Here is a 26,150-nt window from a genome sequence, read left to right on the forward strand (position 1 = left end):
ACGCAAGTCATTAACCAAATGACCTCTGAACGCAAAAGGTTAATTTTGTCTTAGGGCAGGTTGCAGGCCGAGTCGCGCCGGCCGTCACCGCGTCCCGCACAGGCGCTTCAGCCGTTCGGCGAGGAAGTCGATCAGCAGGGTCACGCGGCGGGGCCGCGGATCGCTGGGCGGGCTGACGATGTGGAGCCCCGCCGCGCTCATCGTCGCCCAGCCGGGCAGCACGCGCTCCAGCGTGCCGGCGGCCAGATCGTCGTCGACGATGAAATCGGGCAGCATGGCGATGCCCAGCCCGGCGCGCAGCAGCGGCAGGAACAGGTCGCCGCTATTGGCGCGGAACGGGCCGGTCGGGCGGATCGTGGCCTTCTCGCCGCCCGCGCGGGTGAACTCGAGCGTCCCGCCATTGGGCGCATTGGCGTAGCTGAAGAAGGCATGATCGGCGAGGTCGGCGGGGTGCTGCGGGCGGCCGTGCTGATCCAGATAGGTCGGCGCCGCGACGATATGACCCGTGACCCCGCCGATCCGCCGGGCGCGCAGCGAGCTGTCGGGCATCGCGGCGATGCGGATGGCGATGTCGAACCCGCCGGCGATGATGTCGACCCGCTCGTCGGACAGGTGGACGTCGAGCGTGATGCCCGGATGCGCCGCCATGAAGTCCGCCAGCGCAGGGCCGAGATGCTTCAGGCCGAAGCTCATCGGCGCGGCGATGCGGACCAGGCCCGAAGGCGCGCTCGCCTCGTCGCGCGCCGCCTCCTCGGCGCCGATCGCCTCCGCCAGGATCGCGGCGGCCCGCGGCGCGAGCTGGGCCCCGGCCTGGGTCAGCGTCAGTTGGCGCGAGGTGCGATGGAACAAGGCGGCGCCCAGATGCGCTTCCAGTCGCGATATGGCTTTGGACACCGTCGCCTTGGACGTGCCGAGCGCATTTGCCGCAGCCGTGAACGAGCGGTGTTCGTTGACGCAGGCGAAGATCGCCCAGGCTTCGAGGTCGGGCAGTTTCATGAAACGATCCGTTTCGCCTGTTTCTATTTACGCACCAATCATGCCGCCTATCTTGGCCTTGAGCAATGGAGGTCGCCATGATCGACAAACGTGAATTCGAAAGCCTGGGCCATGCCGATCACGGCTGGCTGAACGCCCGCCACCACTTCTCCTTCGCCAATTATCACGATCCCGCCCGTATGGGCTGGGGCGCGATCCGCGTGTGGAATGATGACGAGATCGGCGCGAACAGCGGCTTCCCGCCGCACCCGCACCGCGACATGGAGATCATCACCTATGTCCGCAAAGGCGCGATCACCCATCAGGATTCGATGGGCAATCAGGGTCGCACCGAAGCGGGCGACGTGCAGGTGATGAGCGCCGGCACGGGCGTTCGCCACGCCGAATATAATCTTGAGCCCGAGACCACGACCCTGTTCCAGATCTGGATCGAGCCGCGTTCGTCAGGCGGCGCGCCGAGCTGGGGGATGAAACCCTTTCCCAAGGATGCGCGGGCCGGCCAGTTCGCCGTGCTGGCGAGCGGGTTCGCCGAGGATGGCGACGCGCTGCCGATCCGCGCCGACGCCCGCGTGCTCGGCGCGACGCTGAAGGCGGGCGAGAGCCTGACCCACAGCGTCGGCGAGGGCCGCCACGCCTATCTCGTCCCCGCCACCGGTGCGATCGAGATCGATGGTGTGCCGTTCAAGGCCCGCGACGGCGCGGCGCTCTCGGGCGGCCAGACCGTGACGATCACCGCCAAGGAAAATGCGGAAATCGTGCTGGTCGACGCAAGCTGATTCCCCAATCCCGTTCGTTTCGAGCGAAGTCGAGAAACGCATCTCGACACGCTCGAAGCGAACGGACCTATGGAGCATTCACCCATGACCAAAGTCCTCGTTCTCTATTACTCCTCCTATGGCCACCTGTCGCAAATGGCCGACGCCGTCGCCGAAGGCGCGCATTCGGCGGGTGCGGAGGTCGACATCCTCCGCGTCCCCGAAACCGCGCCGGCCGAAGTCGTCAAGGCGGCCGGCTTCAAGGCCGATCATACCCACCCGGTGATCGGGAGCATCAACGATCTGGCCGATTACGACGCGATCGTCATCGGCGCGCCCACCCGCTTCGGCCGGATGCCCAGCCAGATGGCCGCGTTCCTCGATCAGGCGGGCGGACTGTGGATGAAGGGCACGCTGCACGGCAAGGTCGGCGGCGCCTTCACCTCCACCGCGACCCAGCATGGCGGGCAGGAGATGACGCTGTTCTCGATCATCACCAACCTGCTGCACTTCGGCATGACCGTGGTCGGCCTCGATTACGGCTATAGGGGCCAGATGGGCGTCGATGAGGTCAAGGGCGGATCGCCCTACGGCGCGTCGACCATCGCCGACGGCGACGGCAGCCGCCAGCCCAGCGCCGTCGAGCTCGACGGCGCCCGCTACCAGGGCAAGCGCATTGCCGAGACGGCGGCGAAGCTGGCGGGGTAGGGCGAGATCGTCGCCCCTGCGCAGGCAGGGGCCGCTGGGCTTGTGGCACATCCAGCATAGCGTATGCCGACTGCGGCCCTGCCTGCGCAGGGGCGACGAATGGTTACCGCCGCCGCTTGCGCTTCTCCTCCGGCGCGGGCGGCGGCTTGCCGGCATTGGGGTTCTCCGGCTGGCTCATCACGCGGATCACCAGTGGCGCTTCCTGGGGCGACGGACTGGCCGGATACTCCGCCCGCGCCCGTGCGAACACCGCCCGGGCAGACGCCGCGCCCGGCACGCCGCCGCTGGTGCCGACCCAGCGCCAGTGCCACGGCTCCCACGTCACGCGTTGCTTCGAACCCGCGGGGAAAGACAGCTCGAAGCCGTATCTCGGCGCATTCTTGAGCAGCCATTGGCCGACCGGCGACGCGGCGAAACAGCCCTCGATATTGGGGCAGTCGCCCGGATTGGCGGTGCCGAAATCTATCACATAGCCCGTCGCATGCTCGCTATAGCCCGGCGGCGCGGAGGTCTGCGCGCGCTGCATCAGCCCGATATGGATGCCGTTGCAGAACACCATCCGCTGATATTCGGTGCCGCGCCAGCAGGAGAGCGCGCGCAGCTGCCCGGCGATCATCGGATCGCGATCGGCGTCCGCCGCCATGCGCATCAGGTCCGCGACGATCGCCGGGTGGACCTTGCACGATCCGTCGGGCGAGATGCTGGGCGGCGCGGGCTGCATGATCGCGCCGTTGGTCTCGGCATAGGGCAGGTGGTTGAACATCCGCCCGTCCGCCTGCGGCTGCGAGGTCGCGGTCGGGCAGAGCTGCTGCGCCAGCGCGGGCGAGGCGGCGAGCGCCGCGATCGTCATCAATCCGTTCTTGAGCTTGCCCATCGCGCCCGCTTCACCCATGTCGTTCGTCCGCTCCATAACCCGTCGCGCGCTTACGAGTTTCACGTCATGCTGTCCGACCATGTCCTGTTCATCGATGGCGAGGCGATCGTGGTCGACAAGCCCGCGGGCCTTCCCGTTGATCGCCCGCGCGACGGATCGCTCTCGGTCGAGAACCATCTCGCCGGCCTCACCTTCGGGTTCAAGCGCTGGCCGACGCCGGTGCACCGGCTCGACCGCGACACCAGCGGCTGCCTGCTGCTCGCGCGCAACCCCAAGGCGCATGCCCGTTTCCAGCAGGCGTTCGAACAGGGGCTGGTCGAAAAGACCTACCGCGCCGTGCTCGCGGGCGAACCCGAGGGGGACGAAGGCACGATCGACCTGCCGCTCGCCAAGGTCTCCAGTCCCCGCGCCGGCTGGCGGATGGTCGGCGACGCCGGGGGCAAGCCGGCGGTGACGCGCTGGCGCGTGCTGGCGCGTTCGGGCGGCCGGGCGCTGGTCGAGTTCCGGCCGGAGACCGGCCGCACCCACCAGATCCGCGTCCACGCCGCCGAAGGGCTCGGCGCGCCGATCGCGGGCGATCCCGTCTATGGCGGCGGCCAGGGCCCGATGCTGCTTCACGCGCTGAAGCTGGTCCTCCCGCGCGACGGCAAGCCGGCGGTCGAGGCCCAGGCGCCGCTCCCCGCCAGCTTCGCGAAGGCCGGCTTCGATGGCTGATTTCCAGCTCCCCGAAGAGGCGCTGGAGGAGAAGTTCCTCGCCGCGACCGGCCCCGGCGGGCAGAATGTGAACAAGGTCGCGACCGCCGTGCAGCTGCGCGTCGACGTGTTCCGGCTGGGGCTGGAGCCTTGGGCCTATGCCAATCTCAAGCGTCTCGCCGGCAGCCGGATGACCGCGAATGGCGAACTGCTGATCGTCGCCCGCCGCTTCCGCACGCAGGACGCCAACCGCCAGGACGCCCGCGAGCGCGCCGCCGCGCTGATCGCCGATGCGCACAAGCGCGACGCCAAGCGGGTCAGAACGCGGCCAAGCAAGGCCGCCAAGGCGCGGCGCGTAGACGAAAAGAAGGGCCGCAGCGCGGTCAAGGCGGGGCGGGGGCGGGTGGTGCTGGATTAAAACTCGTCGCCCCTGCGAAGGCAGGGGCCTCAGGCGGCATGAACAAAGTTCGGAAGTGCACAAACCCAGCGGCCCCTGCCTTCGCAGGGGCGACGGAGATCAGGATGTACCAGTTCGACATAACCACCGCCGACAAGCCCGCGCTCTACCGCGATCTCCTCGCCGCGCTCGACGCGCTCACCGCCGAAGAGCCCGATGCGATCGCCAACATGGCCAACGTCGCCGCGCTGATCTGGGAATATCTACCCGATCTCAACTGGGCCGGCTTCTACCGCAATGTCGGCGAAGAGCTGGTGCTCGGCCCGTTCCAGGGCAAGGCGGCGTGCATCCGGATCCCCTTCGGCAAGGGCGTGTGCGGCGCCGCGGCGGCGAGCCGGGAGACGCAGCGCGTCGACGATGTCCACGCCTTTCCCGGCCACATCGCCTGCGACGCGGCGAGCCGGTCCGAGCTGGTGGTGCCGATCGTTCACGACGGTCGCCTGATCGGCGTGCTCGACCTCGACAGCCCTGATCCCGACCGCTTCGATGCGCAGGACCGGCAAGGCTGCGAGGCGCTGATGGCGCGGCTCGCCCCGCGTCTCGCCTGACCGATTACGGGACAGAAACCCGACTCCCCCGCGTGGCGCGTCCGCTGCGGAAATGTTAAGAAACCGTAAAGATCGCAAGGGCGGAGGCCCTCGCCTCGGCAGGTGACGAACAGGGGAATTTACCATGCGGATCCTTGGATTTGCGACGATCGCGGCGGGGCTGACGCTGGTCGCGCCGGCTGCGGCAGTGGCGGGCGACTCGGCGGCCGATCAGCAGCGCTGGACCCATGTGCCGCACGCGCAGTTGAAGGCGCCGTCCGGTCATCACCGCCATCGCTGGGGTCACCGCATCCGCGGCCGCTGGCACGCCGGCTGGTTCGCGCCCGGCGGCTGGCGCGGCTACCGTGTCGTCGTGCCCGGCTATCGGCTGCCGGCCTATTGGATCGCGCCGCGCTATGTGATCGCCTACCGGCCCTACGGCCTGCCCGCGCCGCAGCCCGGCTATGCCTGGTCGCGCTATTATGACGATGCGGTGCTGATCGACCGCGAAGGCCGGGTGATCGATCGCCGCGGCGATATCCAGTGGGACCGCTACGAAGGCGGCTATGACGACCGCGATTACCCCGATCCGCGCCACGCGCCCCCGCCGCCCGCCTATGAAGGGACCTGGGAGGGCACCTGGACCGGCGAGTATGACGATGGCCGGCCCTACAGCTATTCGGGCAGCTTCGACGGCGAGTACCGCCCCGCCGGCGCGCCCTATCCGCCGCCGCACGAAGGTGGTCCGCCGCCGCATGCGCCGGGGCATAATCCGGCGATTATCCACCAGGGATCGCAGGTGATCATCAACGGCGTCGCCTATCCCGCGGGCGGCACGGTCGCGAACGGCTATTACTACCCGCCCGCCACGACGACGACGGTCACCGTCCATGCCGGCTGCTGCCCCCACGCCGAGCCGGCCGCGACCTGGAAGCCGAAGAAGAAGCATTGGAAACCCAAGCCCAAATCCAAGGTCATCCGCATGACCAAATGAGCTGAGCGCTGCGACTCTGGGGTGGGGAAGACGCGCGCACCGGAGGGCCGTCGCAGCGATGCGGCGGCCCTTTTGCGTACCCGTCGCCCCCGCGCAGGCGGGGGCCGCCGAGTTTGTGGCACACCGGCCGCGTGCCTGCCGACCGAGGCGCTGCTTCCACAGGGGCGACGAATTGGACCCTCAGCTCAGCCGGTCGATGGCATCCTTGTCGAGATTGCCGGGGACGATCATCACGGGGCAGGGCAGCTTGCCCGCATCGACCCCGGCGAAGTGCGCGATCAACGGACCGGGCGGGCCGGACTGCGCCGCGCCCAGCACCAGCGCCGCGATCTGGTCGTTGTCGGCCAGCCGCTTGAGCACGGTCGCGACCGGCTCGCCTTGCTTGACCACCACCGACGGGCGCAATCCCGCCTCGTCCATCAGCGTGCCCGCCGCGCGGCTGACCAGTGCTTCCGCACGCTGCCGCGCCTCGTCCTCGATCGTCGCCTGCACCCCGCCAAAGGCGATGAACTCCTGTGGCGGGATCAGCGCCAGGATCTCGACCCCGCCGCCCGTCTTCACCGCGCGCCGCGCGGCGAAGCGCAGCGCGATTTCCGCCTCCGGGCTTTCGTCGATCACCACCAGATAGGTGCGCATGCCGTGTCATTCCCCCTGAAGCGCATAACTGGCCCGGTCGAGGCGCGCTGGCAAGGTCTCCACCCTTGACCGTCCGCGCGTCAGGGACGAAGGAGCGGCAAACCTGCCCGCCATGAAGGACTCCCCAGGCCCATGTCGATCGAGATCAAGATGCCCGCGCTTTCCCCGACGATGGAGGAGGGCACGCTCGCCAAATGGCTGGTGAAGGAGGGCGACACGGTCAAGTCCGGCGACATCATGGCCGAGATCGAGACCGACAAGGCGACGATGGAGTTCGAGGCGGTTGACGAGGGCGTGATCGCCAGGATCATGGTCGCCGAGGGCACCGACGGGGTGAAGGTCGGCACGCCGATCGCGCTGCTGGCGGAAGAGGGTGAGGACGTCTCCGCCGCCGAAGCGCCGAAAAAGGCGGAAGCGCCTGCAGCCAAGGCGCCTGAGCCCAAGCCCGCCGAAGAGAAGCCCGCGCCAAAGGCTGAGGCGCCAAAGGCTGAGGCGCCGAAGGCTGAAGCGTCGGCACCCAGATCCGATGGCGAGCGGGTCAAGGCCAGCCCGCTGGCCAAGCGCATCGCGGCGGAGAAGGGCGTCGACCTTTCCGCCGTCGCGGGCTCGGGGCCGGGCGGCCGTATCGTCAAGGCCGACGTCGAAGGCGCCAGGCCTGTCCCGAGCGGGGTCGAGGGGCCCGGCGCCGCACCCGCTGCGAAGCCCGCCGAAGCCGCGCCCGCGGCGCAGCCGGCTCCCGCCGCACCTGTCGGCGAGGCCAAGGCCGTGTGGTTCGATGACACCATCCCGCACGAAGCGGAAAAGCTCTCCAACATCCGCAAGACCATCGCGCGCCGCCTGACCGAGGCCAAGCAGACCATCCCGCACATCTACCTGACCGTGGACGTCCGCCTCGACGCGCTGCTCAAGCTGCGCTCGGAGCTGAACAAGGGGCTGGAGAGCCGCGGCGTGAAGCTGTCGGTCAACGATCTTCTGATCAAGGCGCTGGCCGTCGCGCTCGAGGCGAGCCCGAAGTGCAACGTCACCTATGCCGGCGACAAGCTGATCAAATACGGCCGCGCCGACATCTCGGTCGCGGTCTCCACCCCCACCGGGCTGATCACCCCGATCATCCGCGACGCCGCCAATATCTCGGTCTCGAAGATCTCGACCCAGATGAAGGAGCTCGCCGGCCGCGCCAAGGAAGGCAAGCTCAAGCCCGAGGAATATCAGGGCGGCACCGCCAGCATCTCCAACATGGGCATGTTCGGCATCAAGCAGTTCGATGCGGTGATCAACCCGCCGCAGGGCATGATCCTCGCGGTCGGCGCGGGCGAGAAGCGGCCCTATATCGTCGACGACGCGCTCGGCGTGGCGACGGTGATGTCCGCCACCGGCAGCTTCGACCACCGCGCGATCGACGGCGCGGACGGCGCGGAGATGCTCAAGCTGTTCAAGGAGCTGGTGGAAAGCCCGCTGGCGATGGTCGCTTGACCACATTCGAGGATTGTGTCACCAAAAGTGACACTTTTGGAGTGCGGCCATGAAGATGGGCATCAAGGAATTTCGCGAGCGCATCAGCGAGGTGACCGAACTTGGCGAACCGGTTATCGTGACGCACCACGGCCGCGAGGTCGCGAGCTACTTTCCCCGCAAGCCCAAGGATCCGAAGAAAGTTAAAAGGGCTGCCGAGGCCATCAGAAGATGGCAGTCGGATATGAAGGCCAAAGGCGTGGACTTGGAAGATATGCTGGCGGGCATTGGTCTTGATCCGTGGGGCGAGCCGCTTGATGACCGCGCTGGTCGTTGACGCGAATATCATTCTTTCTGCGCTACTTGGCCGATCGTTACCGACATTGGAGGACATCGCTGGGAGGGGAGTGGAGCTTTTCGTCCCCGTCATACAATGGATCGAGGTACAGGCCGTCCTCCGGCATCTCCGTCCGGAAAGCGTGAACGAACTGATGACGCAAGCCGCCGCTTTCGTCGATATCCTTCCCCTGGAGGCTTTTGTGCCGTTCGAAGGGCGCGCGCGTGAACGATTGGAAAATGGGCAGGAGGATTGGGCGGTTCTAGCATCCGCCATGGCTTTGGAAGCTGGGATATGGTCGAAGGATCGAGACTTTTTTGGCGTTGGCGTACCGGTATGGACAACAAGCAATATCAGGTTTGTGGAAGGCGGCCGGTGAACGCCACCGGCCGTTATGACGATCCTGTGACGGGAGCGTCCGGATGATCCGCAACGATCCCGCGCATGGCTGACCTGCCACCCCAGGGCGCGCCCGCGATCCGCGTCACCACCATGCCCGCCGACGCCAATGCGTATGGCGACATCTTCGGCGGCTGGCTGATGAGCCAGATGGACATGGCGGCCGGCCTCGTCGCCGCGCGCTATTCGAAGGGCCGGGCGGTGACGGTGGCGATGGACGGCATGCAGTTCCACGCGCCCGTCTCGGTGGGCGACGAGGTGTCGGTCTATGCCGAACTGGTCAAGGTCGGCCGCACCTCGATGACCATCGCCGTCGAGGCGTGGCACCGCCATCGCCACGAAGAGGAACAGGCGCGCGTCACCGAAGCGCGCTTCACCTTCGTCGCGATCGACGAAGAGCGGCGGCCGCGGGTGATTGGCGGTCTCGGATCGTGATTCTGTCGCTGGGCCAAATTTTTCGCTGTCCTAATTGGATTTCGACGGGCAGCGTTTGGATATGACGGCCTTCGTTTCTGTTTGCCTGCTGCGCCGGGGTTCGATCCACCGGTTCCGGGAGAGGGCGAACCAGGGGGCACCTACCCTCACTTTCCTCACCTTCCAGCCTGCCCCGGCCACTTAGGGAGCAACTATCTTGCCTGATACCTACGATCTCATCGTCCTCGGCTCCGGGCCCGGCGGCTATGTCGCGGCGATTCGCGCGTCGCAGCTTGGCCTCAAGACCGCGATCGTCGAGCGGGAGCTGCTCGGCGGCATCTGCCTCAACTGGGGCTGCATCCCGACCAAGGCGCTGCTGCGCTCGGCCGAGATCTTTCATTACATGCAGCACGCCAAGGATTACGGCCTCGCCGCGGAGAAGATCAGCGCCGATCTGGAGGCGGTGGTCAAGCGGTCGCGCGGGGTTGCGAAGCAGCTCAACCAGGGCGTCACGCACCTGATGAAGAAGAACAAGATCGCCGTGCATATGGGCGAGGGCAAGCTGACCGGCAAAGGCAAGCTCAGTGTCACGGACAAGGACGGCAAGACCACCGAGCTGGCGGCCAAGAACATCATCCTCGCCACCGGCGCCCGCGCTCGCGACCTGCCCGCGACGCCGGCCGACGGCAAGCGCGTCTGGACCTATCGCCACGCGATGACACCGCCCGAGATGCCGACCAAGCTGCTGGTCATCGGATCGGGCGCCATCGGGATCGAGTTCGCCAGCTTCTACAATGACATGGGCGCCGAGGTGACCGTGGTCGAGATGCTCGACCGGATCGTGCCGGTCGAGGATGCCGATGTCTCCGCCTTCCTTGAGAAAGCGCTCAAGAAGCAAGGCATGACGATCATGACCAAGGCCGGCGTCGACAAGCTCGACGTCAGCGACAAGGGCGTGCGTGCGGCGATCAAGGACCGCGACGGCAAGGTCGCCAATGCCGAGTTCAGCCATGTCATCGTCGCCATCGGCATCGTCCCCAATACCGAGAATATCGGGCTGGAGGCGTTGGGCGTCGAAACCGATCGCGGCTTCCTCAAGACCGGCCCGGACTGCAAGACCAATGTCGACGGTCTCTACGCCATCGGCGACATCACCGCGCCGCCCTGGCTGGCGCACAAGGCGAGCCACGAAGGCGTGATCGCCGCCGAGGCGATCGCCGGCAAGCACCCGCATGCGATGGACCCGCGCAACATTCCCGGCTGCACCTATTGCCATCCGCAGGTCGCGTCGGTCGGCCTGACCGAAGCCAAGGCCAGGGAGGCCGGCTATGAAGTGAAGGCGGGCACCTTCCCCTTCATCGGCAACGGCAAGGCGATCGCGCTGGGCGAGGCGGAGGGCTTCATCAAGACTGTGTTCGACGCGAAGACCGGCGAGTTGCTGGGCGCGCACATGGTCGGGGCCGAGGTCACCGAGCTGATTCAGGGCTACGCCGTCGGCAAGACGCTGGAGACCACCGAGGCCGAACTGATGAACACGGTGTTCCCGCACCCGACCTTGAGCGAGATGATGCACGAAAGCGTCCTCGCCGCCTATGGGCGGGCGCTGCACATCTGAACTTGATTTGAATCAACAAGAAACTCCGGCCGGGAATGGAACAGGGACCGCGAGCGCGCGGTTCCCGCTTTCCCGACAGGAGGAAGAATCATGAAGTCTGCTCTCATCACCCTGGCTTCGGCCTTCGCGCTGGCGAGTTGCGGTGCGCCCGATACGGCCAATGACGGCGCGATGATGAACAACGATGCGATGGCCGATCCGATGGCCGGCGATATGGGCATGACCGACAATGCGATGGCGAACGACGCCATGGCCATGCCGATGACCGCGCAGGCGTTCGCCGACACCGCCGCAGCGAGCGACGCCTATGAGATCGCCTCCTCCAAGCTCGCCGTCGACAAGGCGCAGTCGGCCGAGCTCAAGAGCTTCGCCGAGCAGATGGTGAAGGACCACACCGCATCGACCGCCAAGCTGAAGAGCGCGGCCGGCTCGATCACGCCCGATCCGACGATGAACGCGGAGCAGCAGGCGAATATCGATGCGCTGGAGGCCGCCAGCGGCGCGGCGTTCGACACGGCCTATCACACCCAGCAGCTCGCCGCGCACCAGAAGGCGCTCGCCGCGATGCAGGGCTATGCGACATCGGGCGACGACGAGGCGCTGAAGACCTTCGCCTCCGAAACCGCCCCCGTGATCCAGGGCCACCTGACGATGCTTGAAGGCATGCAGGGCATGTAGGGCTGGTCGGGATGGCGGCGCGCTCCAACGCCGTCATTCCGGCCTCAACGCTGCCGGGCGAACTCGGCCATCAGCGGGCCGTATTCCTCCCTTGCGGGGAACTGCGGAAAGCTGTGCGCCGCGCCGGTTCTCGCCCAGGGCAGCGCCTCGCTGGTGTAGGATTCGATATAGGGCGCGAACCAGGTCGCATCGTCCAGCATCGTCGCGCGGACGTTGACGAAGGGCATGTCGAAGGTCGTGTAGAGCCAGCTCTTGCACCAGTCGCAGTGATGATGATGCGATTGCTCGCCGTGCAGCCCGCCGATCACCGGCTCGCCTGCGGTCACCGCGAACCCGTCCGCCGGCACCATGACGGTGGTGGAAAAGGCGCTGGCGGTCATCCGCTGGCAGCCGGTGCAGTGGCACGCCATCGCCATCAGCGGCGGCGCGCTGATGCGGAAACGCACCTTGCCGCAGCGGCAGCCGCCGTCCAGGGGAAGGTCAGGCATCTTCATTCTTCTTCTCCCTCGCAACCGCGCGCGATCGTTTCGCGTTGGCGGCAGGACTAGGGAGCGGATGAATGGCCGACAAGGACGATCACGAGCGGGTGTGGAAGGATTTCGCCCAGGCGGTCAACATGAGCCCGTCCGAGATCGAGAAGTGGCTGGAGACCGACGAAAGCCGCAAGGTCGGCTACAAGCCCGACGGTGGCGAAAGTGTCGGCCACGCCTCGGGTCGCCGGATCGTCGAGATCAAGCGCAAGAGGAAGGCGGACCTTACCGGCGCCGATTATGCGCACATGCGCAAGGTTGTCGGCTATGTGAGGCGCCATCTGGCGCAGGGGCCGCACGAGGAGCACCGGATTCCGGGCTCGCGCTGGCGCTATTCGCTGATGAACTGGGGGCATGACCCGCTGAAATGACGAGATTGCCCGCGGACCCGGTCATCCGCCGCCTGCTCCTGATCGGCAGCCTGTGCTGGCTGGCGGCGGCGATCGTGATCGCGCTTGCCTGGACCGGCGTGATCGTCGGTGCGGACCGCTGGGCGATCGAGCGCCTGAGACCGTCGGCGGAGGCGATGCCGCTTGCGACCGAGGCGATGCGCTGGGCGACCTGGCTCGGCGATTGGCCGCGGCGCCTCGCCATCGCTGGGGCGTTCTTCGCCTATCTCGTCTGGCGGCGCTTCGGCCGGGCGGCTTCGTACATTCTCTACACCACGCTCGGCATATGGGCGCTCAACGCCTGGGCGCTCAAGCCCATGTTCGGCCGGGCTCGTCCCGACGGGGCGGGCGAACTCGTCGCGGTCGGCGCTAGCCATGCGCTGCCCAGCGGCCATGCCGCCAACGCCGCCGCGGTGTTCACCGCGATCGCCCTGGTCGCCTCGGTGATCTGGTGGCGCAGGATGCAGCGCCGCGCGATCTGGTCGGCGGCGGCGATCGCCATCCTGCTGGTCGGCGTCTCACGCGTGTGGCTGGCGGCTCACTGGCCGAGCGACGTGGCGGCCGGCTGGCTCGTCGGCTTGGGCTGGGCGCTGCTGCTCGCCGCGCTGCTCAAGCCGGTCAAGGCGCGCGAGTCGAGCCGCCGATAAAGCGCGCCATTGGCGTCGCTCCATATCTCCGTGAAGCGGCCTCTCGCCTGCGCCGGCGTCAGCCGGTCACCCGATATCCAGAGATAGTCGTAGCCATCGGGCGGCAATGTCATCAGCACCTCGCGTACCGACCGCCCGCCGCGCAGATCGGTGATGTCGCGCCCGACATTGGGGCAATCGGGCGGCCAGATATGCTGCGAGGGGTCGTGATAATAGATGGGCGAGGGGCGATAGATCACCTCGGTCGCGTGCAGCCCTGACACGTCCCACAGGCTGTTGATCCAGGCTTGGCGGTAATGGACCGCCATGCTGGGGATGTGGCTGTTGGCGGCGTGCGGCCATTGCCGGCACGATCGTTCGGTGAATGCCATGATCCTCGCTCCGCGCTCGACATGGTTCAGCGCCGACAGCGTGGATCGGTTGGCCGCCTCATAGCCGACGAATGCATGGGTGGTGATCGCCAGCCGCAGCGCGAACAGCGCGACCCCCATGAACAGGATCGCGCGGGCGGTGCCGGGCGCAACGCCCCGCCAATCCTGCAGCGCCAGCGCCAGCATCAGCCCCACCGGCGCCAGCCGCATGTCGAGGTAGGAACCGCCCTCCGTGCTGAACGGCAGCACGATATAGGCGATCCACACCGCGGCGATCGGCCAGCCCGTCCCGCCTGCGAACCGCGCGCCGCGCCGCCAGCCCAGGATGATCACGCCGATCGCCGCGAGCACGCAGGCGATGTCGAAGACCATGTGCTGGTCCCGCAGGATCGCCGCCAGTTCCTCGAACTTGGACGGCAGCGACCAATGGGTCCCGTCGCCCTGCTCACCCTCGACGCTGGTGCCCGACAGCCGCCACCACGCGATCAGCGGCAGGATCGCGATCAGCGGACGGCACCGCGTCAGCAGTTCGCGCGCGATCGGAACCGGACGATAGCCGAGCGCGCCCGTCGCGCGGCCCAGCTCCCACATGCCGATCAGCATCACCATCAGACAGCCGGCGATGGCGTGGGCCAGGAACACGAAAGGGATGGCCGCCCAGAACAGGGCTTCGCGCGTGCGCGGTTTCGGATCGAGCAACTTCCAGCCGGCAAAACCGATCAGCGCCAGAGCGGTCGCCAGCCAATAGTTGATGAAGCCCCACATGAACGGGCTGGACCAGACGAACAGCAGCGCCCAGCCGATCCCCGCCGCGCCGTCGCGGTTCCAGGCGCGGACGACCAGCGCGAGCGCCCCGACCATCATGATCGGCGTCAGTAGGGTGATCAGCCAGAAGGCGCTTATCACTCCCACCCACGGGGCAAGCAGCATCACCGGTGCGTCGATCGCCAGATTGGGCACGATCTGCGGGTGGACGACGACATAGTCGGCCATCACGGAAGGATCGGCTGCCTGCTGCACGGCGATCGAAATACGCGCGAGATGGCCTGGCGCATCGACCAGCGGCGGCAGCGTCACCACGGTCAGCGGCAGCGCCGCGGCCAGTGCGGCGATGGCGAAGAACAGCCATAGCGCCCGGCCATGCCGGGCCTTGATCAGGCGAAACATGCCGTGCGAAACCCCACCGGCGTCAGATAAGCGTCTCCGGCTCTGATAGCAGCGCAAACGGGGATGGCGAGGGGAATGCTCGATCGGGCCCGCAGGTCAGCTTCGGGGCAGGCGCTCGTACACCACGCGCGTGCGATAGCCGATCGGCTCGGAATGGATGAGCCGGTAATCGCGGGCAATGGCGCTGCGCACCAACCGCCACGTGGACAGGTTGGGCTCGTTCTCGATCTCGGCGCTGGTGACGATGACCGGCGGCTTGCGCGCGAGAATGCGGCCAACCTCTTCCAGCGTGTTCACGCCGGTCGCGTCATCCTCCCACACGCTGCTGAGGTGCGGCGGGAACGCATATGGCGAATTCAGGCATGAGTTGGTTTTGTAGTAGAGGATCGGCTCATTGTCGAAAACGAACAGGCAGCCATCTCCCAATCGAGGCGCCGCGACTTCGGCGATGCGATCGATCCCGCTGCCGTCGCCGCGCGACTTGATGTTGTCGTAGATCTGGATCTTGGTCATGATCAGCGCGGGGATCGCCATGACGATGATCAATGGAGTGGTGACCTGGCGTCCGTTGAGGACAAACAGGTTCATGCCGGTTCCGGGCGCGCCCATCAGCGGGGCGATTGCCGCCGTCAACGGCACCAGCACCGGCAGGAAATAGTGATCGTAATAGGTGCCGAAGATCAGCAGGCCCAAGGTCGCGGCGGCAAGCCAGGCGAGGACGAAGGTGCGCGCGCCGGCGGTCGGCAGGGTGGCGCCGGAATAGAAGCGGCCGCGCATGACCGCGATCACGCAAAGCCATAGCGGCGCGCTGTACATCGCCATCAGACCAAGCCGGGACATGAGGTCGCGCGTGGGGGAGGGCGGCCGGTCGAAGATCGAGAGAAAATTGGCGAAGAAGAATGCGTCCGAGTGGCCCAGCCATGCATAAACCGCCCATGCCAACGCGGTCGGCGCGAGCGCAATGGCAACCCAGGCGGCGGCGAGCGTCAGAACCGGCGCCGGGCGACGAAACACGCGCCATGCCGCCCACATGAGCACAAGGCCGAAGAATATGCCTTCGAACAGCGCGGTGTATTTCACCTGCATCGCGCTCCCGGCGAGCAGCATCACCACGGCCCCGTCCTTCGCCAGGTCGCGCGGCGCGGGAGAAGTCTCCGCCAGCGCCGTCATCGCCTTCAATGCGGCAGCGGCCATGAACAGATTGTAGAAAACCGGCGATTGGCCGCCATCTCCGCCGAACAGCATCAGCCAGCACAAATAGGCGATCCCCGCGCTTACGCCGCCGAACGTGCTGCCGATGCGCATGCCGATGCGGGCGATGACGAACGCCGTGGCCGTCGCGAACAGCGTCGCGACGATCTGATATTCGACGATGCCGCCGCCGCCCAGCAGCCTGATCGCGGCGTATATGAGAAACAGTCCGATGGGCTTGCGGTCCCAGATGTCGACATAGGGCAGGTCTCCCTGCAGCATCCGGTCGCCCATCAGCAGATAGAATTGGTCGTCGACATGCAGCACCGGGTTGCCGAACTGCCAGACGCGCAACAGGAACGCGACGAGCAGCAATATGCCGAGCTGGAACACCATTCGGTCGGTGCGCGGATAAGGTGTTGCGAACGGACCGGTTTCGACTCGGGTCGATTGCTGTCTGGCGAGGATGTCGCTCATCGAATGGCCTGCGGGCGGCGGCGCGACGTGGAGGACATAGTTGGTGCGACCCTTGCTCGTCTGGCACTTGCTGGCCGACGGATTGTCATGGTGAATGTCCGGTCGCGCGGTTCGTTGCGTCGCAACATTCGCCTCACGGACAGGCCAGGGCAGTTCGTCGTTTGCCGAGGCCATGACGGAGGCCGAACGCATGGGCCTTGGTCGGTTCGCCGGAACAATGGCGCGATCCGTCGATTGATGCCCTCCCATCAGGAGGAGTTCCCATGAAACGCACCGCCATCATCCTCGCCGCGCTCGCGCTGCCCCTTGCCGCCTGCGGCGGTGACGGCGACGACGCCCTGGGCGATCGCGCCGAGGAGAATTACGACGCCGCCGCGGACAATCTCGAGGATATGGCCGATAACGCCGCGACGCCGGCGCAGGAGGACATGCTCGATCAGCAGGCCGACAATCTCGAGGCGATCGGCGAGCAGAAGGAAGAGGCGATCGACGATTCGGATGTCGACGCCGATCAGTTGACCGAGGAGCAGAAGAACGCGATGACCTCGGTCCAATAGCCGACAACCCCGAGGCCTCGCCGCGGTTGACCGTGCGGGGCCGCGCGTCTATAGGCCCGCCTGCCCGACAAGGGTGGGTGGGCCTTTTGCGCCCGCTTGCCGCGCGAATCGGGCAGCTTGAACATTGCCGCAGCAGCATTGGGCCTGGGGGCCGCGAAGCACCCGGGTCGATTGTCGTTTGAAAGATCGGGCCGCGGCAAAGTAACCATGTGAAAGGTGAAGGCTTCAATGCCGACGATCAACCAGCTGGTCCGCAAGGGCCGCGATCCGCAGAAGGCCAAGTCCAAGGTCCCTGCGATGGAGCAGAACCCGCAGAAGCGCGGCGTCTGCACCCGCGTCTATACGACGACCCCGAAAAAGCCGAACTCGGCGCTGCGCAAGGTGGCCAAGGTCCGCCTGTCGAACCAGCGCGAGGTGATCAGCTACATCCCCGGCGAGGGCCACAACCTGCAGGAACACAGCGTCGTGCTGATCCGCGGCGGGCGTGTGCGCGATCTTCCCGGCGTGCGCTATCATGTGCTGCGCGGCGTGCTCGACACGCAGGGCGTCAAGGATCGCCGCCAGTCCCGTTCCAAGTACGGCGCCAAGCGTCCGAAGTAAGCCGGCCGCGCATGCGGCCCCATATGGCTGAAGTATTCAAAGGAAAATCAGATGGCTCGTCGTCGTCGTCCCGAAAAGCGGGAAATCCTGCCTGATCCCAAGTTCGGCGATCAGATCCTCTCCAAGTTCATGAATTCGGTGATGCTGGACGGCAAGAAGTCCGTCGCCGAGGGCATCGTCTACACCGCGCTCGACACGGTCGAGCAGCGCGCCAAGAAGGATCCGCTCGGCGTGTTCCACGATGCGCTGAACAACATCGCGCCGGGCATCGAGGTCCGGTCGCGCCGCGTCGGCGGTGCGACCTATCAGGTGCCGGTCGAGGTGCGTCCCGAGCGCGCCCAGGCGCTGGCGATCCGCTGGCTGATCGCCGCCGCGCGCGCGCGTTCGGAGAACACCATGTCGGCGCGGCTGTCGGGCGAGCTGCTGGACGCCGCCAACAACCGCGGCAACGCGGTGAAGAAGCGCGAGGACACGCACCGCATGGCGGAAGCGAACCGCGCCTTCAGCCACTACCGCTGGTAACCCAGGCTTCCTATATCTGGGGGGCCGGCCATCCGGCTCCCCACATTGCTAAGGAATTTGAGATCATGGCCCGCAGCCATCCGCTCGAGCGCTATCGCAACATCGGCATCATGGCGCATATCGACGCCGGCAAGACGACGACGACCGAGCGCATCCTCTATTACACCGGCAAGTCCTACAAGATCGGCGAAGTGCACGAAGGCACCGCGACGATGGACTGGATGGAGCAGGAGCAGGAGCGCGGCATCACGATCACGTCGGCCGCGACGACCTGCTTCTGGAACGATCACCGGATCAACATCATCGACACCCCCGGCCACGTCGACTTCACGATCGAGGTCGAGCGGTCGCTGCGCGTGCTCGACGGCGCGGTCGCCTGCTTCGACGGTGTCGCCGGCGTGGAGCCGCAGTCGGAGACCGTGTGGCGCCAGGCCGAGAAGTACAACGTCCCGCGGATGTGCTTCGTCAACAAGCTCGACCGCACCGGCGCGAACTTCGACATGTGCGTCGGCATGATCAAGGACCGCCTCGGCGCGCGCCCGGCGGTGCTCTATCTGCCGATCGGCATCGAAGGGGGCTTCAAGGGCCTGGTCGACCTGGTCGAGAACCGCGCGATCATCTGGCTCGAGGAATCGCTGGGCGCGAAGTTCGAATATCAGGACATCCCCGCCGAGCTGGCCGACCAGGCGGCGACGGCGCGCGCCGAGCTGATCGAGATGGCGGTCGAGCAGGACGACGATGTCATGGAGGCCTATCTCGAAGGCACCGAGCCCGACACGGCGACGCTCAAGAAGCTGATCCGCAAGGGCACGCTCAACTTCTCGTTCGTCCCGGTGCTGTGCGGCTCGGCGTTCAAGAACAAGGGCGTGCAGCCGCTGCTCGACGCGGTGGTCGATTACCTGCCGAGCCCGCTCGACATCCCGGCGGTCGAGGGCGTCAAGCTCGACGGCGAGACCAAGGACTCGCGTCCGGCGGACGACTCCGCGCCCTTCTCGGCGCTGGCGTTCAAGATCATGAACGATCCGTTCGTCGGGTCGCTCACCTTCGCGCGCATCTACTCGGGCAAGCTCGAGAAGGGCACCGTCCTCAACTCGGTCAAGGACAAGAAGGAAAAGATCGGCCGCATGCTGCTGATGCATGCGAACAGCCGCGAGGATATCGACGAGGCCTATGCCGGCGACATCGTCGCCATCGCCGGGCTGAAGGAGACGACCACCGGCGACACGCTGTGCGCGTCGGACAAGCCGATCATCCTCGAGCGGATGGAGTTCCCCGAGCCCGTCATCGAGCTGTCGGTGGAGCCCAAGACCAAGGCCGACCAGGAGAAGATGGGCCTCGCGCTCAACCGCCTGGCCGCCGAGGATCCCTCGTTCCGCGTCTCGACCGACCATGAATCGGGTCAGACCATCATCAAGGGGATGGGCGAGCTCCATCTCGAGATCCTGGTCGACCGCATGAAGCGCGAGTTCAAGGTGGAGGCCAATGTCGGCGCGCCGCAGGTGGCGTACCGCGAATATCTCGCGAAGCCGGTCGACGTGGACTATACCCACAAGAAGCAGTCGGGCGGCTCGGGCCAGTTCGGCCGCGTCAAGGTGTCGGTCATGCCCGGCGAGCGCGGCTCCGGCTTCCAGTTCTTCGACGAGATCAAGGGCGGCAACATCCCGCGCGAGTACATCCCGTCGGTGGAGAAGGGCTTCCGCGAGACCGCCGAGACGGGATCGCTGATCGGCTTCCCGATCATCGATTTCGAGGTCCACCTGACCGACGGTGCCTATCACGACGTCGACTCCTCGGCGCTGGCGTTCGAGATCTGCGCGCGCGGCGCGATGCGCGAAGTCGCGCAGAAGGCCGGCATCAAGCTCTTGGAGCCGATCATGAAGGTGGAAGTCGTCACCCCGGAGGATTATCTGGGTGATGTCATCGGCGACATGAACAGCCGCCGCGGGCAGATTCAGGGCACCGACAGCCGCGGCAACGCGCAGGTGGTCGAGGCGATGGTGCCGCTGGCCAACATGTTCGGCTATGTGAACCAGCTCCGCTCGTTCACCCAGGGCCGCGCGCAGTACAGCATGCAGTTCTCGCATTACGACGAAGTGCCGCAGAATGTGGCGGACGAAGTGAAGGCGAAGCTGGCCTGAGGCGGAGGAGCTAAGCTCGCTTAGCTCCCCTCAGTCGAAAGGCCGGACGGCCTCGGCATCGCCCGAGGTCCGACGACAGTGGATTTACTCCGCTGTCGGCCCCAGCAAGGGGTGGCGTTAAGGCGAAACACTCGCTAAGGGGCCGCGTTCGCGCGTGGCCCCAAGGCGCAGCGAAATCGAGTCCAGAAGGTAGGAAAGCAATGGCGAAAGCAAAGTTCGAGCGGAACAAGCCGCACCTCAACATCGGCACCATCGGCCACGTCGACCATGGCAAGACGTCGCTGACGGCTGCCATCACCAAGGTCCTCGCCGAAGAGGGCCTGTCGGAGAAGGTCGATTTCGAGAATATCGACAAGGCGCCCGAAGAGCGTGAGCGCGGCATCACCATCTCGACCGCGCACGTCGAGTACGAGACCAAGAATCGCCACTATGCGCACGTCGACTGCCCCGGCCACGCCGACTATGTGAAGAACATGATCACCGGCGCCGCGCAGATGGACGGCGCGATCCTGGTGGTGTCGGCCGCCGACGGCCCGATGCCGCAGACCAAGGAGCACATCCTGCTCGCCAAGCAGGTCGGCGTGCCGACCATGGTCGTGTTCCTCAACAAGGTCGACCAGGTCGATGACGAGGAGATCCTCGAGCTCGTCGAGATGGAGATCCGCGAGGAGCTTTCGAAGCGCGACTTCGATGGCGACAACATTCCGATCATCCGCGGTTCGGCGCTCGCCGCGCTGGAGAGCCGTGACGACAATATCGGCAAGGAAGCCGTGCTGGCGCTGATGGCGGCGGTCGATGAGTCGATCCCGGAGCCGGATCGCCCGCTCGACAAGCCGTTCATGATGCCGATCGAAGACGTGTTCTCGATCTCGGGTCGCGGCACCGTGGTGACCGGCCGCGTCGAGACCGGCGTGGTCAAGGTCGGCGAGGAAGTTGAGATCGTCGGCATCCAGCCGGAAATCCGCAAGACCACCGTCACCGGCGTGGAAATGTTCCGCAAGCTGCTCGATCAGGGCCAGGCGGGCGACAATATCGGCGCGCTGATCCGCGGCGTCGGCCGTGACGAGGTGGAGCGCGGCCAGGTTCTGGCCAAGCCCGGCTCGATCAAGCCGCACACCGATTTCCAGTCGGAAGTCTATGTGCTGTCGAAGGATGAAGGCGGCCGGCACACGCCGTTCTTCGCCAACTATCGTCCGCAGTTCTATTTCCGCACGACCGACGTGACGGGCACGATCGAGCTGCCGGAAGGCACCGAGATGGTCATGCCGGGCGACAACGTGAACCTGGGCGTCAAGCTGATCGCCCCGATCGCGATGGACCCGGGCCAGCGCTTCACCATCCGCGAAGGCGGTCGCACCGTCGGCGCGGGGGTTGTCAGCAGCATCTCCGCCTAATATAGGCGCACCCGCACCGCCCGATTCCCAACCGGGAATCGGGCGGTTGCCATTTTATGTAAGCTTTTGATTTCAGTCCTGCCCCCGGGCAGGCGGCTCTTTCGCATCGGTAGGGACATGGACAGCAATATCCGCATTCGCCTGAAGGCGTTCGATCATCGCGTGCTCGATCAGGCGACCGGCGACATCGCCGACACCGCGCGGCGCACCGGCGCGCTCATCCGTGGTCCCATTCCGCTCCCGACCCGCATCGAGAAGTTCACCGTGAACCGCGGCCCGCACATCGACAAGAAGTCGCGTGAGCAGTTCGAGGTGCGCACCTACAAGCGCATGCTCGACATCGTGCAGCCGACGCCGCAGACGGTCGATGCGCTGATGAAGCTCGATCTGGCAGCGGGTGTTGATGTCGAGATCAAACTCGCCTAAAGGCCTGCCTCCGGCGCGAATCGCGTCGCCCCTGCGAAGGCGGGGGCCGCTCTCCGCGAGAGCAACCTAGCGGCCCCTGCCTCCGCAGGGGCGACGAGTGGGCAAGGGTTCCGCTCCGACATAGGGATACCGGCCAGCATGCTGGCGCCTGAGTCCCCGTCTTTCGCTTTACGAAGCGGAAAAACCTGGCCCTGACGGGGGCGCTTGTATTTGGGCTGGCTCTTCGGCGGCATCGCTGAAGGGCCTTTTCGTTGGCACGCTCCGGCTGGGGAAACCCGAAGGAGCCTCTGTTTGGAAGGAATACGCATCATGCGCACAGGCGTGATAGCGAAGAAGATGGGCATGACCCGCCTGTTTCAGGACGATGGCCGGCATGTGCCGGTGACGGTCCTGCAGCTCGACGGCCTTCAGGTCGTCGGCCGTAAGGAGGCCGATCGCGACGGCTATGTCGCGCTCCAGCTCGGCGCCGGCGTGGCGAAGGCCAAGAACGTCGCCAAGCCGCAGCGCGGCATGTTCGGCAAGGCGGAGGTCGAGCCCAAGGCGATCCTCAAGGAATTCCGCGTGGCGGAAGACGCGCTGCTCGACGTGGGCGCCGAGATCTCGGCCGACCATTTCGTCGCGGGCCAGCTGGTCGACGTCCAGGGTCACACCCAGGGCAAGGGCTTCGCCGGCGCGATGAAGCGCTGGAACTTCGGCGGCCTGCGCGCGACGCACGGCGTGTCGGTCTCGCACCGCTCGCACGGCTCGACCGGCAACCGCCAGGATCCGGGCCGCGTGTTCAAGAACAAGAAGATGGCCGGCCATATGGGCGACCGTCAGCGCACCCAGCAGAATCTCGAGATCGTCTCGACCGATGCCGAGCGTGGCCTGATCTTCGTCAAGGGATCGGTGCCTGGCCACAAGGGCACCTGGCTGGTCGTCAAGGATGCGGTGAAGGTCGCGCGCCACAAGGACGCGCCGTACCCCGCCGGCCTGAAGGCCGCCGCCAACAGCAACGACGCGCCTGCCGAGACGCCCGCCGAAACCGCGGCCGCTCCCGAGGCCACCGAAGGCCAGGAGGGCTGACAAGTGAAGCTTTCTACCAAGACCCTCGACGCCAAGGGCAAGGCGGGCGACATCGAGCTGAACGATGAGGTGTTCGGCGTCGAGCCGCGCGCCGACATCCTGCACCGCGTCGTCACCTGGCAGCTCGAAAAGCGTCGCGCCACCGCGCGCGGCACTCGTGAGCGGGCCGATGTCGCGCGCACCGGCAAGAAGTTCGGCCGCCAGAAGGGCGGCGGCACCGCCCGTCACGGCGATCGCCGCGCGCCGGTGTTCGTCGGCGGCGGCAAGGCGCACGGCGCCCGCGTTCGCGACTTCAATCCGTCGCTGAACAAGAAGATCCGCGCGCTGGGCCTGAAGATGGCGCTGTCGAGCCACGCCAAGGCCGGTTCGCTGATCGTCCTCGACGGCTTCGAGGTCGGCAAGACCAAGGAGCTGAAGGGCCAGTTCGAGAAGCTCGGCGTCGGCAAGACGGCGCTGGTGATCGACGGCGGCGGTGATAAGGGCAACGGGTTCCTCGCCGCGCGCAACCTCGCCGGCGTCAACGTGCTGCCCGCCGCCGGCGCCAACGTCTACGACATCCTGAAGCATGACACGTTGGTGCTGACGCGCGCCGCGGTCGAAAAGCTGGAGGCGCGCTTCAATGGCTAAGAAGCAGAAGACCGCGGTCGAGGCGCGTCACTATGACGTCGTTCGCGCGCCGCACATCACCGAGAAGTCGACCTTGCTCAGCGAGCACAACGCGGTTGTGTTCAAGGTGGCCGGCGACGCGACCAAGCCGCAGATCAAGGCGGCGGTCGAGGCGCTGTTCGACGTCAAGGTCACCGGCGTGAACACGCTCGTCCAGAAGGGCAAGACCAAGAAGTGGAAGGGCCGGGACTATACCCGGATCGACATGAAGAAGGCGATCGTGACGCTGGCCGAAGGCCAGTCCATCGACGTCACGACGGGGATTTGAGGCGATGGCGCTCAAGCAATACAACCCGACCAGCCCCGCGCAGCGCGGCCTGATCCTGATCGACCGTTCGGCGCTGTACAAGGGCCGTCCGGTCAAGGGTCTGACCGAGGGCAAGCGCAAGACCGGCGGTCGCAACAACAAGGGCCATGTCACGTCGCGCGGCATCGCCGGCGGTCACAAGCAGCGTTATCGCATCGTCGATTTCAAGCGCCGCCTGTGGGACGTCGACGGCACCGTCGAGCGGATCGAGTACGATCCCAACCGCACCGCCTTCATCGCGCTGGTCAACTATGGCGCGGGTGAGGACGGCAAGGACCGCCTCGCCTATATCCTCGCGCCGCAGCGCCTCGCCGTCGGCGACAAGGTCGTCGCGGGCAAGAAGACCGACGTGAAGCCGGGCAACGCGATGGAGCTGGGCCAGATGCCGGTCGGCACCATCGTCCACAATGTCGAGATGAAGCCGGGCAAGGGCGGCCAGATCGCTCGCTCGGCGGGCACCTACGCCCAGGTCGTCGGCCGCGATCGCGGCATGGTGATGGTCCGCCTGAACTCGGGCGAGCAGCGCTACATCCATGCCAATTGCATGGGCACCGTCGGCGCGGTCTCCAACCCGGACAATGCGAACCAGAATTTCGCCAAGGCCGGCCGCAGCCGCTGGATGGGCAAGCGCCCGCTGACCCGCGGCGTCGCCAAGAATCCGGTCGACCATCCGCACGGCGGCGGTGAGGGCCGCACCTCGGGCGGCCGTCACCCGGTCACCCCGTGGGGCAAGCCGACCAAGGGCGCGCGCACCCGGTCGAACAAGGCGACCGACAAGATGATCATCCGTTCGCGTCACGCGAAGAAGAAGAGGTAATCATGGCCCGCTCCGTATGGAAAGGTCCGTTCGTCGACCTGCATCTCCTGAAGAAGGCGCAGACCGCGCAGGAAACCAACGCGCGCGCGCCGATCAAGACCTGGTCGCGCCGCTCGACGATCCTGCCGGATTTCGTCGGCCTGACCTTCAGCGTCTATAACGGCCGCAAGTTCGTGCCGGTCTCGGTCAACGAGGACATGGTGGGCATGAAGCTGGGCGAGTTCGCGCCCACCCGCTTCTTCCCCGGCCACGCCGCCGACAAGAAGGGCAAGCGTTAAATGAGCAAGCAGGCAGCCCCCCGCCGCGTCGGCGAGAAGGAAGCGCTGGCGGTCGCGACCCAGGTCCGCGGCTCGGCGCAGAAGCTGAACCTTGTCGCGGCGCTGATCCGCAACAAGAAGGCCGGTGACGCGCTCAACATCCTCGCCTTTTCGAAGAAGGCGATGGCGACCGACGTCCGCAAGGTGCTCGCCTCGGCGATCGCCAATGCGGAGAACAACCACAATCTCGACGTCGACGCGCTGATCGTGCGTGAGGCGAGCGTGGGCAAGTCGATCACGATGAAGCGCTTCGCCACCCGCGGCCGCGGCAAGTCGACGCGCATCCTGAAGCCGTTCAGCCGCGTGCGCATCGTCGTGCGCGAAGAGGAAGACGCATAATGGGCCAGAAGAGCAATCCCGTAGGGCTCCGCCTTCAGATCAACCGGACGTGGGACAGCCGCTGGTTCGCCGAAGGCGCGGATTATGGCCGTCTCCTCCTGGAAGACCTGAAGATCCGCAAGTACATCCTGAAGAACCTGCCGCAGGCGGCGATCTCCAAGGTGGTCATCGAACGTCCGGCCAAGCTGTGCCGCGTGTCGATCTATGCGGCGCGCCCCGGCGTGATCATCGGCAAGAAGGGCGCGGACATCGAGAAGCTGAGGAAGACCCTCGGCGCGATGACCTCGTCCGACGTGTCGCTGAACATCGTCGAGATCAGGAAGCCGGAGATCGACGCCAAGCTCGTCGCGCAGGGCGTCGCCGACCAGCTCGAGCGCCGCATCGCCTTCCGCCGCGCGATGAAGCGTGCGGTGCAGTCGGCGCTGCGTCTCGGCGCCGAGGGCATCCGGATCAACTGCGGCGGCCGTCTCGGCGGCGCCGAGATCGCGCGCACCGAATGGTATCGCGAGGGCCGCGTGCCGCTGCACACGCTGCGCGCCAATGTCGACTATGCCGAGGCCGAGGCGCACACCGCCTACGGCGTCTGCGGCGTCAAGGTGTGGATCTTCAAGGGCGAGATCCTCGGCCATGATCCGCTCGCGCAGGACCGGCTGATGATGGAAGCGCAGACGTCCGGCGTCCGCCCGGCCCGCTGA

General features: G+C 66.4%; 33 protein-coding genes. 27 read left to right on the forward strand and 6 right to left on the reverse strand.

The genetic code is table 11. The features are described from left to right. Positions 1-84: 84 nt before the first annotated feature. A complete protein-coding gene (locus D1610_RS03430; protein WP_118862682.1) occupies positions 85-996 on the reverse strand; it encodes a LysR family transcriptional regulator in 912 nt (303 codons plus the stop codon). Positions 997-1,073: 77 nt separating this feature from the next. On the opposite strand from D1610_RS03430, the gene D1610_RS03435 reads away from it, so the two are divergent. Together D1610_RS03435 and wrbA are read left to right on the forward strand one after the other, a co-directional pair. Continuing rightward, the gene (locus tag D1610_RS03435) at positions 1,074-1,772 is read left to right on the forward strand and encodes a pirin family protein (protein WP_118862981.1); all 699 of its coding nucleotides are present in this window, start codon (positions 1,074-1,076) and stop codon (positions 1,770-1,772) included. Between the two features lie 84 nt (positions 1,773-1,856). Next, positions 1,857-2,459 carry an NAD(P)H:quinone oxidoreductase gene (wrbA, locus tag D1610_RS03440; protein ID WP_118862683.1) on the forward strand — a complete coding sequence of 201 codons (603 nt, stop codon included), beginning with the start codon at positions 1,857-1,859 and terminating at the stop codon, positions 2,457-2,459. Positions 2,460-2,562: 103 nt separating this feature from the next. Here wrbA and D1610_RS03445 read toward each other — a convergent pair whose 3' ends face one another. Continuing rightward, on the reverse strand, positions 2,563-3,351 hold the full coding sequence (locus D1610_RS03445; protein WP_222926919.1) for a M15 family metallopeptidase: 789 nt from the start codon (positions 3,349-3,351) through the stop codon (positions 2,563-2,565). A 48-nt stretch (positions 3,352-3,399) separates the two neighbouring features. Between D1610_RS03445 and D1610_RS03450 the strand changes: the two genes are divergently transcribed. The 4 genes from D1610_RS03450 to D1610_RS03465 all read left to right on the forward strand — a co-directional run bounded on the left by D1610_RS03450 (position 3,400) and on the right by D1610_RS03465 (position 6,004). Next, complete coding sequence (locus tag D1610_RS03450) at positions 3,400-4,047, forward strand: RluA family pseudouridine synthase (protein WP_118862685.1); 648 nt, start codon at positions 3,400-3,402, stop codon at positions 4,045-4,047. Beyond that, entirely contained in the window at positions 4,040-4,444 is a 405-nt protein-coding gene (gene arfB / locus D1610_RS03455) for an alternative ribosome rescue aminoacyl-tRNA hydrolase ArfB (protein ID WP_118862686.1), read from the forward strand. Before D1610_RS03450 ends, arfB begins: the two co-directional genes overlap by 8 nt. Positions 4,445-4,548: 104 nt before the next feature. Next, positions 4,549-5,031 carry a GAF domain-containing protein gene (locus D1610_RS03460; protein WP_118862687.1) on the forward strand — a complete coding sequence of 161 codons (483 nt, stop codon included), beginning with the start codon at positions 4,549-4,551 and terminating at the stop codon, positions 5,029-5,031. A 124-nt stretch (positions 5,032-5,155) separates the two neighbouring features. Then, positions 5,156-6,004, forward strand: coding sequence for an RcnB family protein (locus D1610_RS03465; protein ID WP_118862688.1), 849 nt, complete (start codon positions 5,156-5,158; stop codon positions 6,002-6,004). 180 nt (positions 6,005-6,184) lie between these two features. Here D1610_RS03465 and D1610_RS03470 read toward each other — a convergent pair whose 3' ends face one another. Continuing rightward, complete coding sequence (locus D1610_RS03470; protein ID WP_118862689.1) at positions 6,185-6,640, reverse strand: universal stress protein; 456 nt, start codon at positions 6,638-6,640, stop codon at positions 6,185-6,187. Positions 6,641-6,772: 132 nt separating this feature from the next. On the opposite strand from D1610_RS03470, the gene D1610_RS03475 reads away from it, so the two are divergent. The 6 genes from D1610_RS03475 (at position 6,773) to D1610_RS03500 (ending at position 11,535) form a co-directional block, all read left to right on the forward strand. After that, positions 6,773-8,113 (forward strand): pyruvate dehydrogenase complex dihydrolipoamide acetyltransferase, encoded by a 1,341-nt coding sequence (locus D1610_RS03475; protein WP_118862690.1) that lies wholly within the window; start codon positions 6,773-6,775, stop codon positions 8,111-8,113. A 49-nt stretch (positions 8,114-8,162) separates the two neighbouring features. After that, the gene (locus D1610_RS03480) at positions 8,163-8,429 is read left to right on the forward strand and encodes a hypothetical protein (RefSeq protein WP_118862691.1); all 267 of its coding nucleotides are present in this window, start codon (positions 8,163-8,165) and stop codon (positions 8,427-8,429) included. Further along, a complete protein-coding gene (locus tag D1610_RS03485) occupies positions 8,410-8,808 on the forward strand; it encodes a PIN domain-containing protein (RefSeq protein ID WP_118862692.1) in 399 nt (132 codons plus the stop codon). Before D1610_RS03480 ends, D1610_RS03485 begins: the two co-directional genes overlap by 20 nt. 65 nt (positions 8,809-8,873) lie before the next feature. Continuing rightward, a complete protein-coding gene (locus D1610_RS03490) occupies positions 8,874-9,263 on the forward strand; it encodes an acyl-CoA thioesterase (RefSeq protein ID WP_118862693.1) in 390 nt (129 codons plus the stop codon). 196 nt (positions 9,264-9,459) lie between these two features. Beyond that, positions 9,460-10,857, forward strand: a complete 1,398-nt coding sequence (lpdA, locus tag D1610_RS03495) for a dihydrolipoyl dehydrogenase (RefSeq protein WP_118862694.1) — start codon at positions 9,460-9,462, stop codon at positions 10,855-10,857. Between the two features lie 90 nt (positions 10,858-10,947). Beyond that, positions 10,948-11,535 carry a DUF4142 domain-containing protein gene (locus D1610_RS03500; RefSeq protein ID WP_118862695.1) on the forward strand — a complete coding sequence of 196 codons (588 nt, stop codon included), beginning with the start codon at positions 10,948-10,950 and terminating at the stop codon, positions 11,533-11,535. 44 nt (positions 11,536-11,579) lie between these two features. On the opposite strand, the gene D1610_RS03505 is transcribed toward D1610_RS03500, so the two are convergent. Then, a complete protein-coding gene (locus D1610_RS03505) occupies positions 11,580-12,023 on the reverse strand; it encodes a GFA family protein (protein WP_222926920.1) in 444 nt (147 codons plus the stop codon). Between the two features lie 71 nt (positions 12,024-12,094). Here D1610_RS03505 and D1610_RS03510 point away from each other — a divergent pair, with 71 nt between their 5' ends. After that, positions 12,095-12,436: a DUF3140 domain-containing protein gene (locus D1610_RS03510; protein WP_118862697.1), complete on the forward strand. Its 342-nt coding sequence runs from the start codon at positions 12,095-12,097 to the stop codon at positions 12,434-12,436. Beyond that, positions 12,433-13,101, forward strand: coding sequence for a phosphatase PAP2 family protein (locus tag D1610_RS03515; protein WP_118862982.1), 669 nt, complete (start codon positions 12,433-12,435; stop codon positions 13,099-13,101). Before D1610_RS03510 ends, D1610_RS03515 begins: the two co-directional genes overlap by 4 nt. Here the strand turns inward: D1610_RS03515 and D1610_RS03520 are convergent. After that, positions 12,993-14,639 (reverse strand): hypothetical protein, encoded by a 1,647-nt coding sequence (locus tag D1610_RS03520; RefSeq protein ID WP_118862698.1) that lies wholly within the window; start codon positions 14,637-14,639, stop codon positions 12,993-12,995. The two genes, D1610_RS03515 and D1610_RS03520, sit on opposite strands and share 109 nt — an antisense overlap. Positions 14,640-14,735: 96 nt before the next feature. Next, positions 14,736-16,499, reverse strand: a complete 1,764-nt coding sequence (locus D1610_RS03525) for an ArnT family glycosyltransferase (protein WP_118862699.1) — start codon at positions 16,497-16,499, stop codon at positions 14,736-14,738. Positions 16,500-16,570: 71 nt separating this feature from the next. Here D1610_RS03525 and D1610_RS03530 point away from each other — a divergent pair, with 71 nt between their 5' ends. The 13 genes from D1610_RS03530 to rpsC all read left to right on the forward strand — a co-directional run bounded on the left by D1610_RS03530 (position 16,571) and on the right by rpsC (position 26,150). Next, on the forward strand, positions 16,571-16,864 hold the full coding sequence (locus D1610_RS03530; protein ID WP_118862700.1) for a hypothetical protein: 294 nt from the start codon (positions 16,571-16,573) through the stop codon (positions 16,862-16,864). Positions 16,865-17,092: 228 nt separating this feature from the next. Further along, entirely contained in the window at positions 17,093-17,464 is a 372-nt protein-coding gene (rpsL, locus tag D1610_RS03535; RefSeq protein ID WP_118862701.1) for a 30S ribosomal protein S12, read from the forward strand. 51 nt (positions 17,465-17,515) lie between these two features. Next, positions 17,516-17,986, forward strand: a complete 471-nt coding sequence (rpsG, locus tag D1610_RS03540; RefSeq protein WP_118862702.1) for a 30S ribosomal protein S7 — start codon at positions 17,516-17,518, stop codon at positions 17,984-17,986. Between the two features lie 65 nt (positions 17,987-18,051). Beyond that, positions 18,052-20,124 carry an elongation factor G gene (gene fusA / locus D1610_RS03545; RefSeq protein ID WP_118862703.1) on the forward strand — a complete coding sequence of 691 codons (2,073 nt, stop codon included), beginning with the start codon at positions 18,052-18,054 and terminating at the stop codon, positions 20,122-20,124. A gap of 200 nt (positions 20,125-20,324) precedes the next feature. After that, the gene (gene tuf, locus D1610_RS03550; RefSeq protein WP_118862704.1) at positions 20,325-21,518 is read left to right on the forward strand and encodes an elongation factor Tu; all 1,194 of its coding nucleotides are present in this window, start codon (positions 20,325-20,327) and stop codon (positions 21,516-21,518) included. A 117-nt stretch (positions 21,519-21,635) separates the two neighbouring features. Beyond that, entirely contained in the window at positions 21,636-21,944 is a 309-nt protein-coding gene (gene rpsJ / locus D1610_RS03555) for a 30S ribosomal protein S10 (protein ID WP_007406109.1), read from the forward strand. Positions 21,945-22,253: 309 nt separating this feature from the next. Continuing rightward, a complete protein-coding gene (rplC, locus tag D1610_RS03560) occupies positions 22,254-23,009 on the forward strand; it encodes a 50S ribosomal protein L3 (protein WP_118862705.1) in 756 nt (251 codons plus the stop codon). A 3-nt stretch (positions 23,010-23,012) separates the two neighbouring features. Continuing rightward, positions 23,013-23,636: a 50S ribosomal protein L4 gene (rplD, locus tag D1610_RS03565; RefSeq protein ID WP_118862706.1), complete on the forward strand. Its 624-nt coding sequence runs from the start codon at positions 23,013-23,015 to the stop codon at positions 23,634-23,636. Beyond that, positions 23,629-23,943: a 50S ribosomal protein L23 gene (locus tag D1610_RS03570; RefSeq protein ID WP_118862707.1), complete on the forward strand. Its 315-nt coding sequence runs from the start codon at positions 23,629-23,631 to the stop codon at positions 23,941-23,943. The genes rplD and D1610_RS03570 overlap by 8 nt, the downstream gene beginning before the upstream one ends. A 4-nt stretch (positions 23,944-23,947) precedes the next feature. Continuing rightward, positions 23,948-24,799, forward strand: coding sequence for a 50S ribosomal protein L2 (gene rplB, locus D1610_RS03575; RefSeq protein WP_118862708.1), 852 nt, complete (start codon positions 23,948-23,950; stop codon positions 24,797-24,799). A 2-nt stretch (positions 24,800-24,801) separates the two neighbouring features. After that, positions 24,802-25,077, forward strand: coding sequence for a 30S ribosomal protein S19 (gene rpsS, locus D1610_RS03580; RefSeq protein WP_029936458.1), 276 nt, complete (start codon positions 24,802-24,804; stop codon positions 25,075-25,077). Continuing rightward, positions 25,078-25,455 carry a 50S ribosomal protein L22 gene (gene rplV, locus D1610_RS03585; protein ID WP_118862709.1) on the forward strand — a complete coding sequence of 126 codons (378 nt, stop codon included), beginning with the start codon at positions 25,078-25,080 and terminating at the stop codon, positions 25,453-25,455. Continuing rightward, positions 25,455-26,150, forward strand: a complete 696-nt coding sequence (gene rpsC, locus D1610_RS03590) for a 30S ribosomal protein S3 (RefSeq protein WP_118862710.1) — start codon at positions 25,455-25,457, stop codon at positions 26,148-26,150. The genes rplV and rpsC overlap by 1 nt, the downstream gene beginning before the upstream one ends.

The organism is Sphingomonas gilva, assembly GCF_003515075.1.
GTDB lineage: Bacteria > Pseudomonadota > Alphaproteobacteria > Sphingomonadales > Sphingomonadaceae > Sphingomonas > Sphingomonas gilva.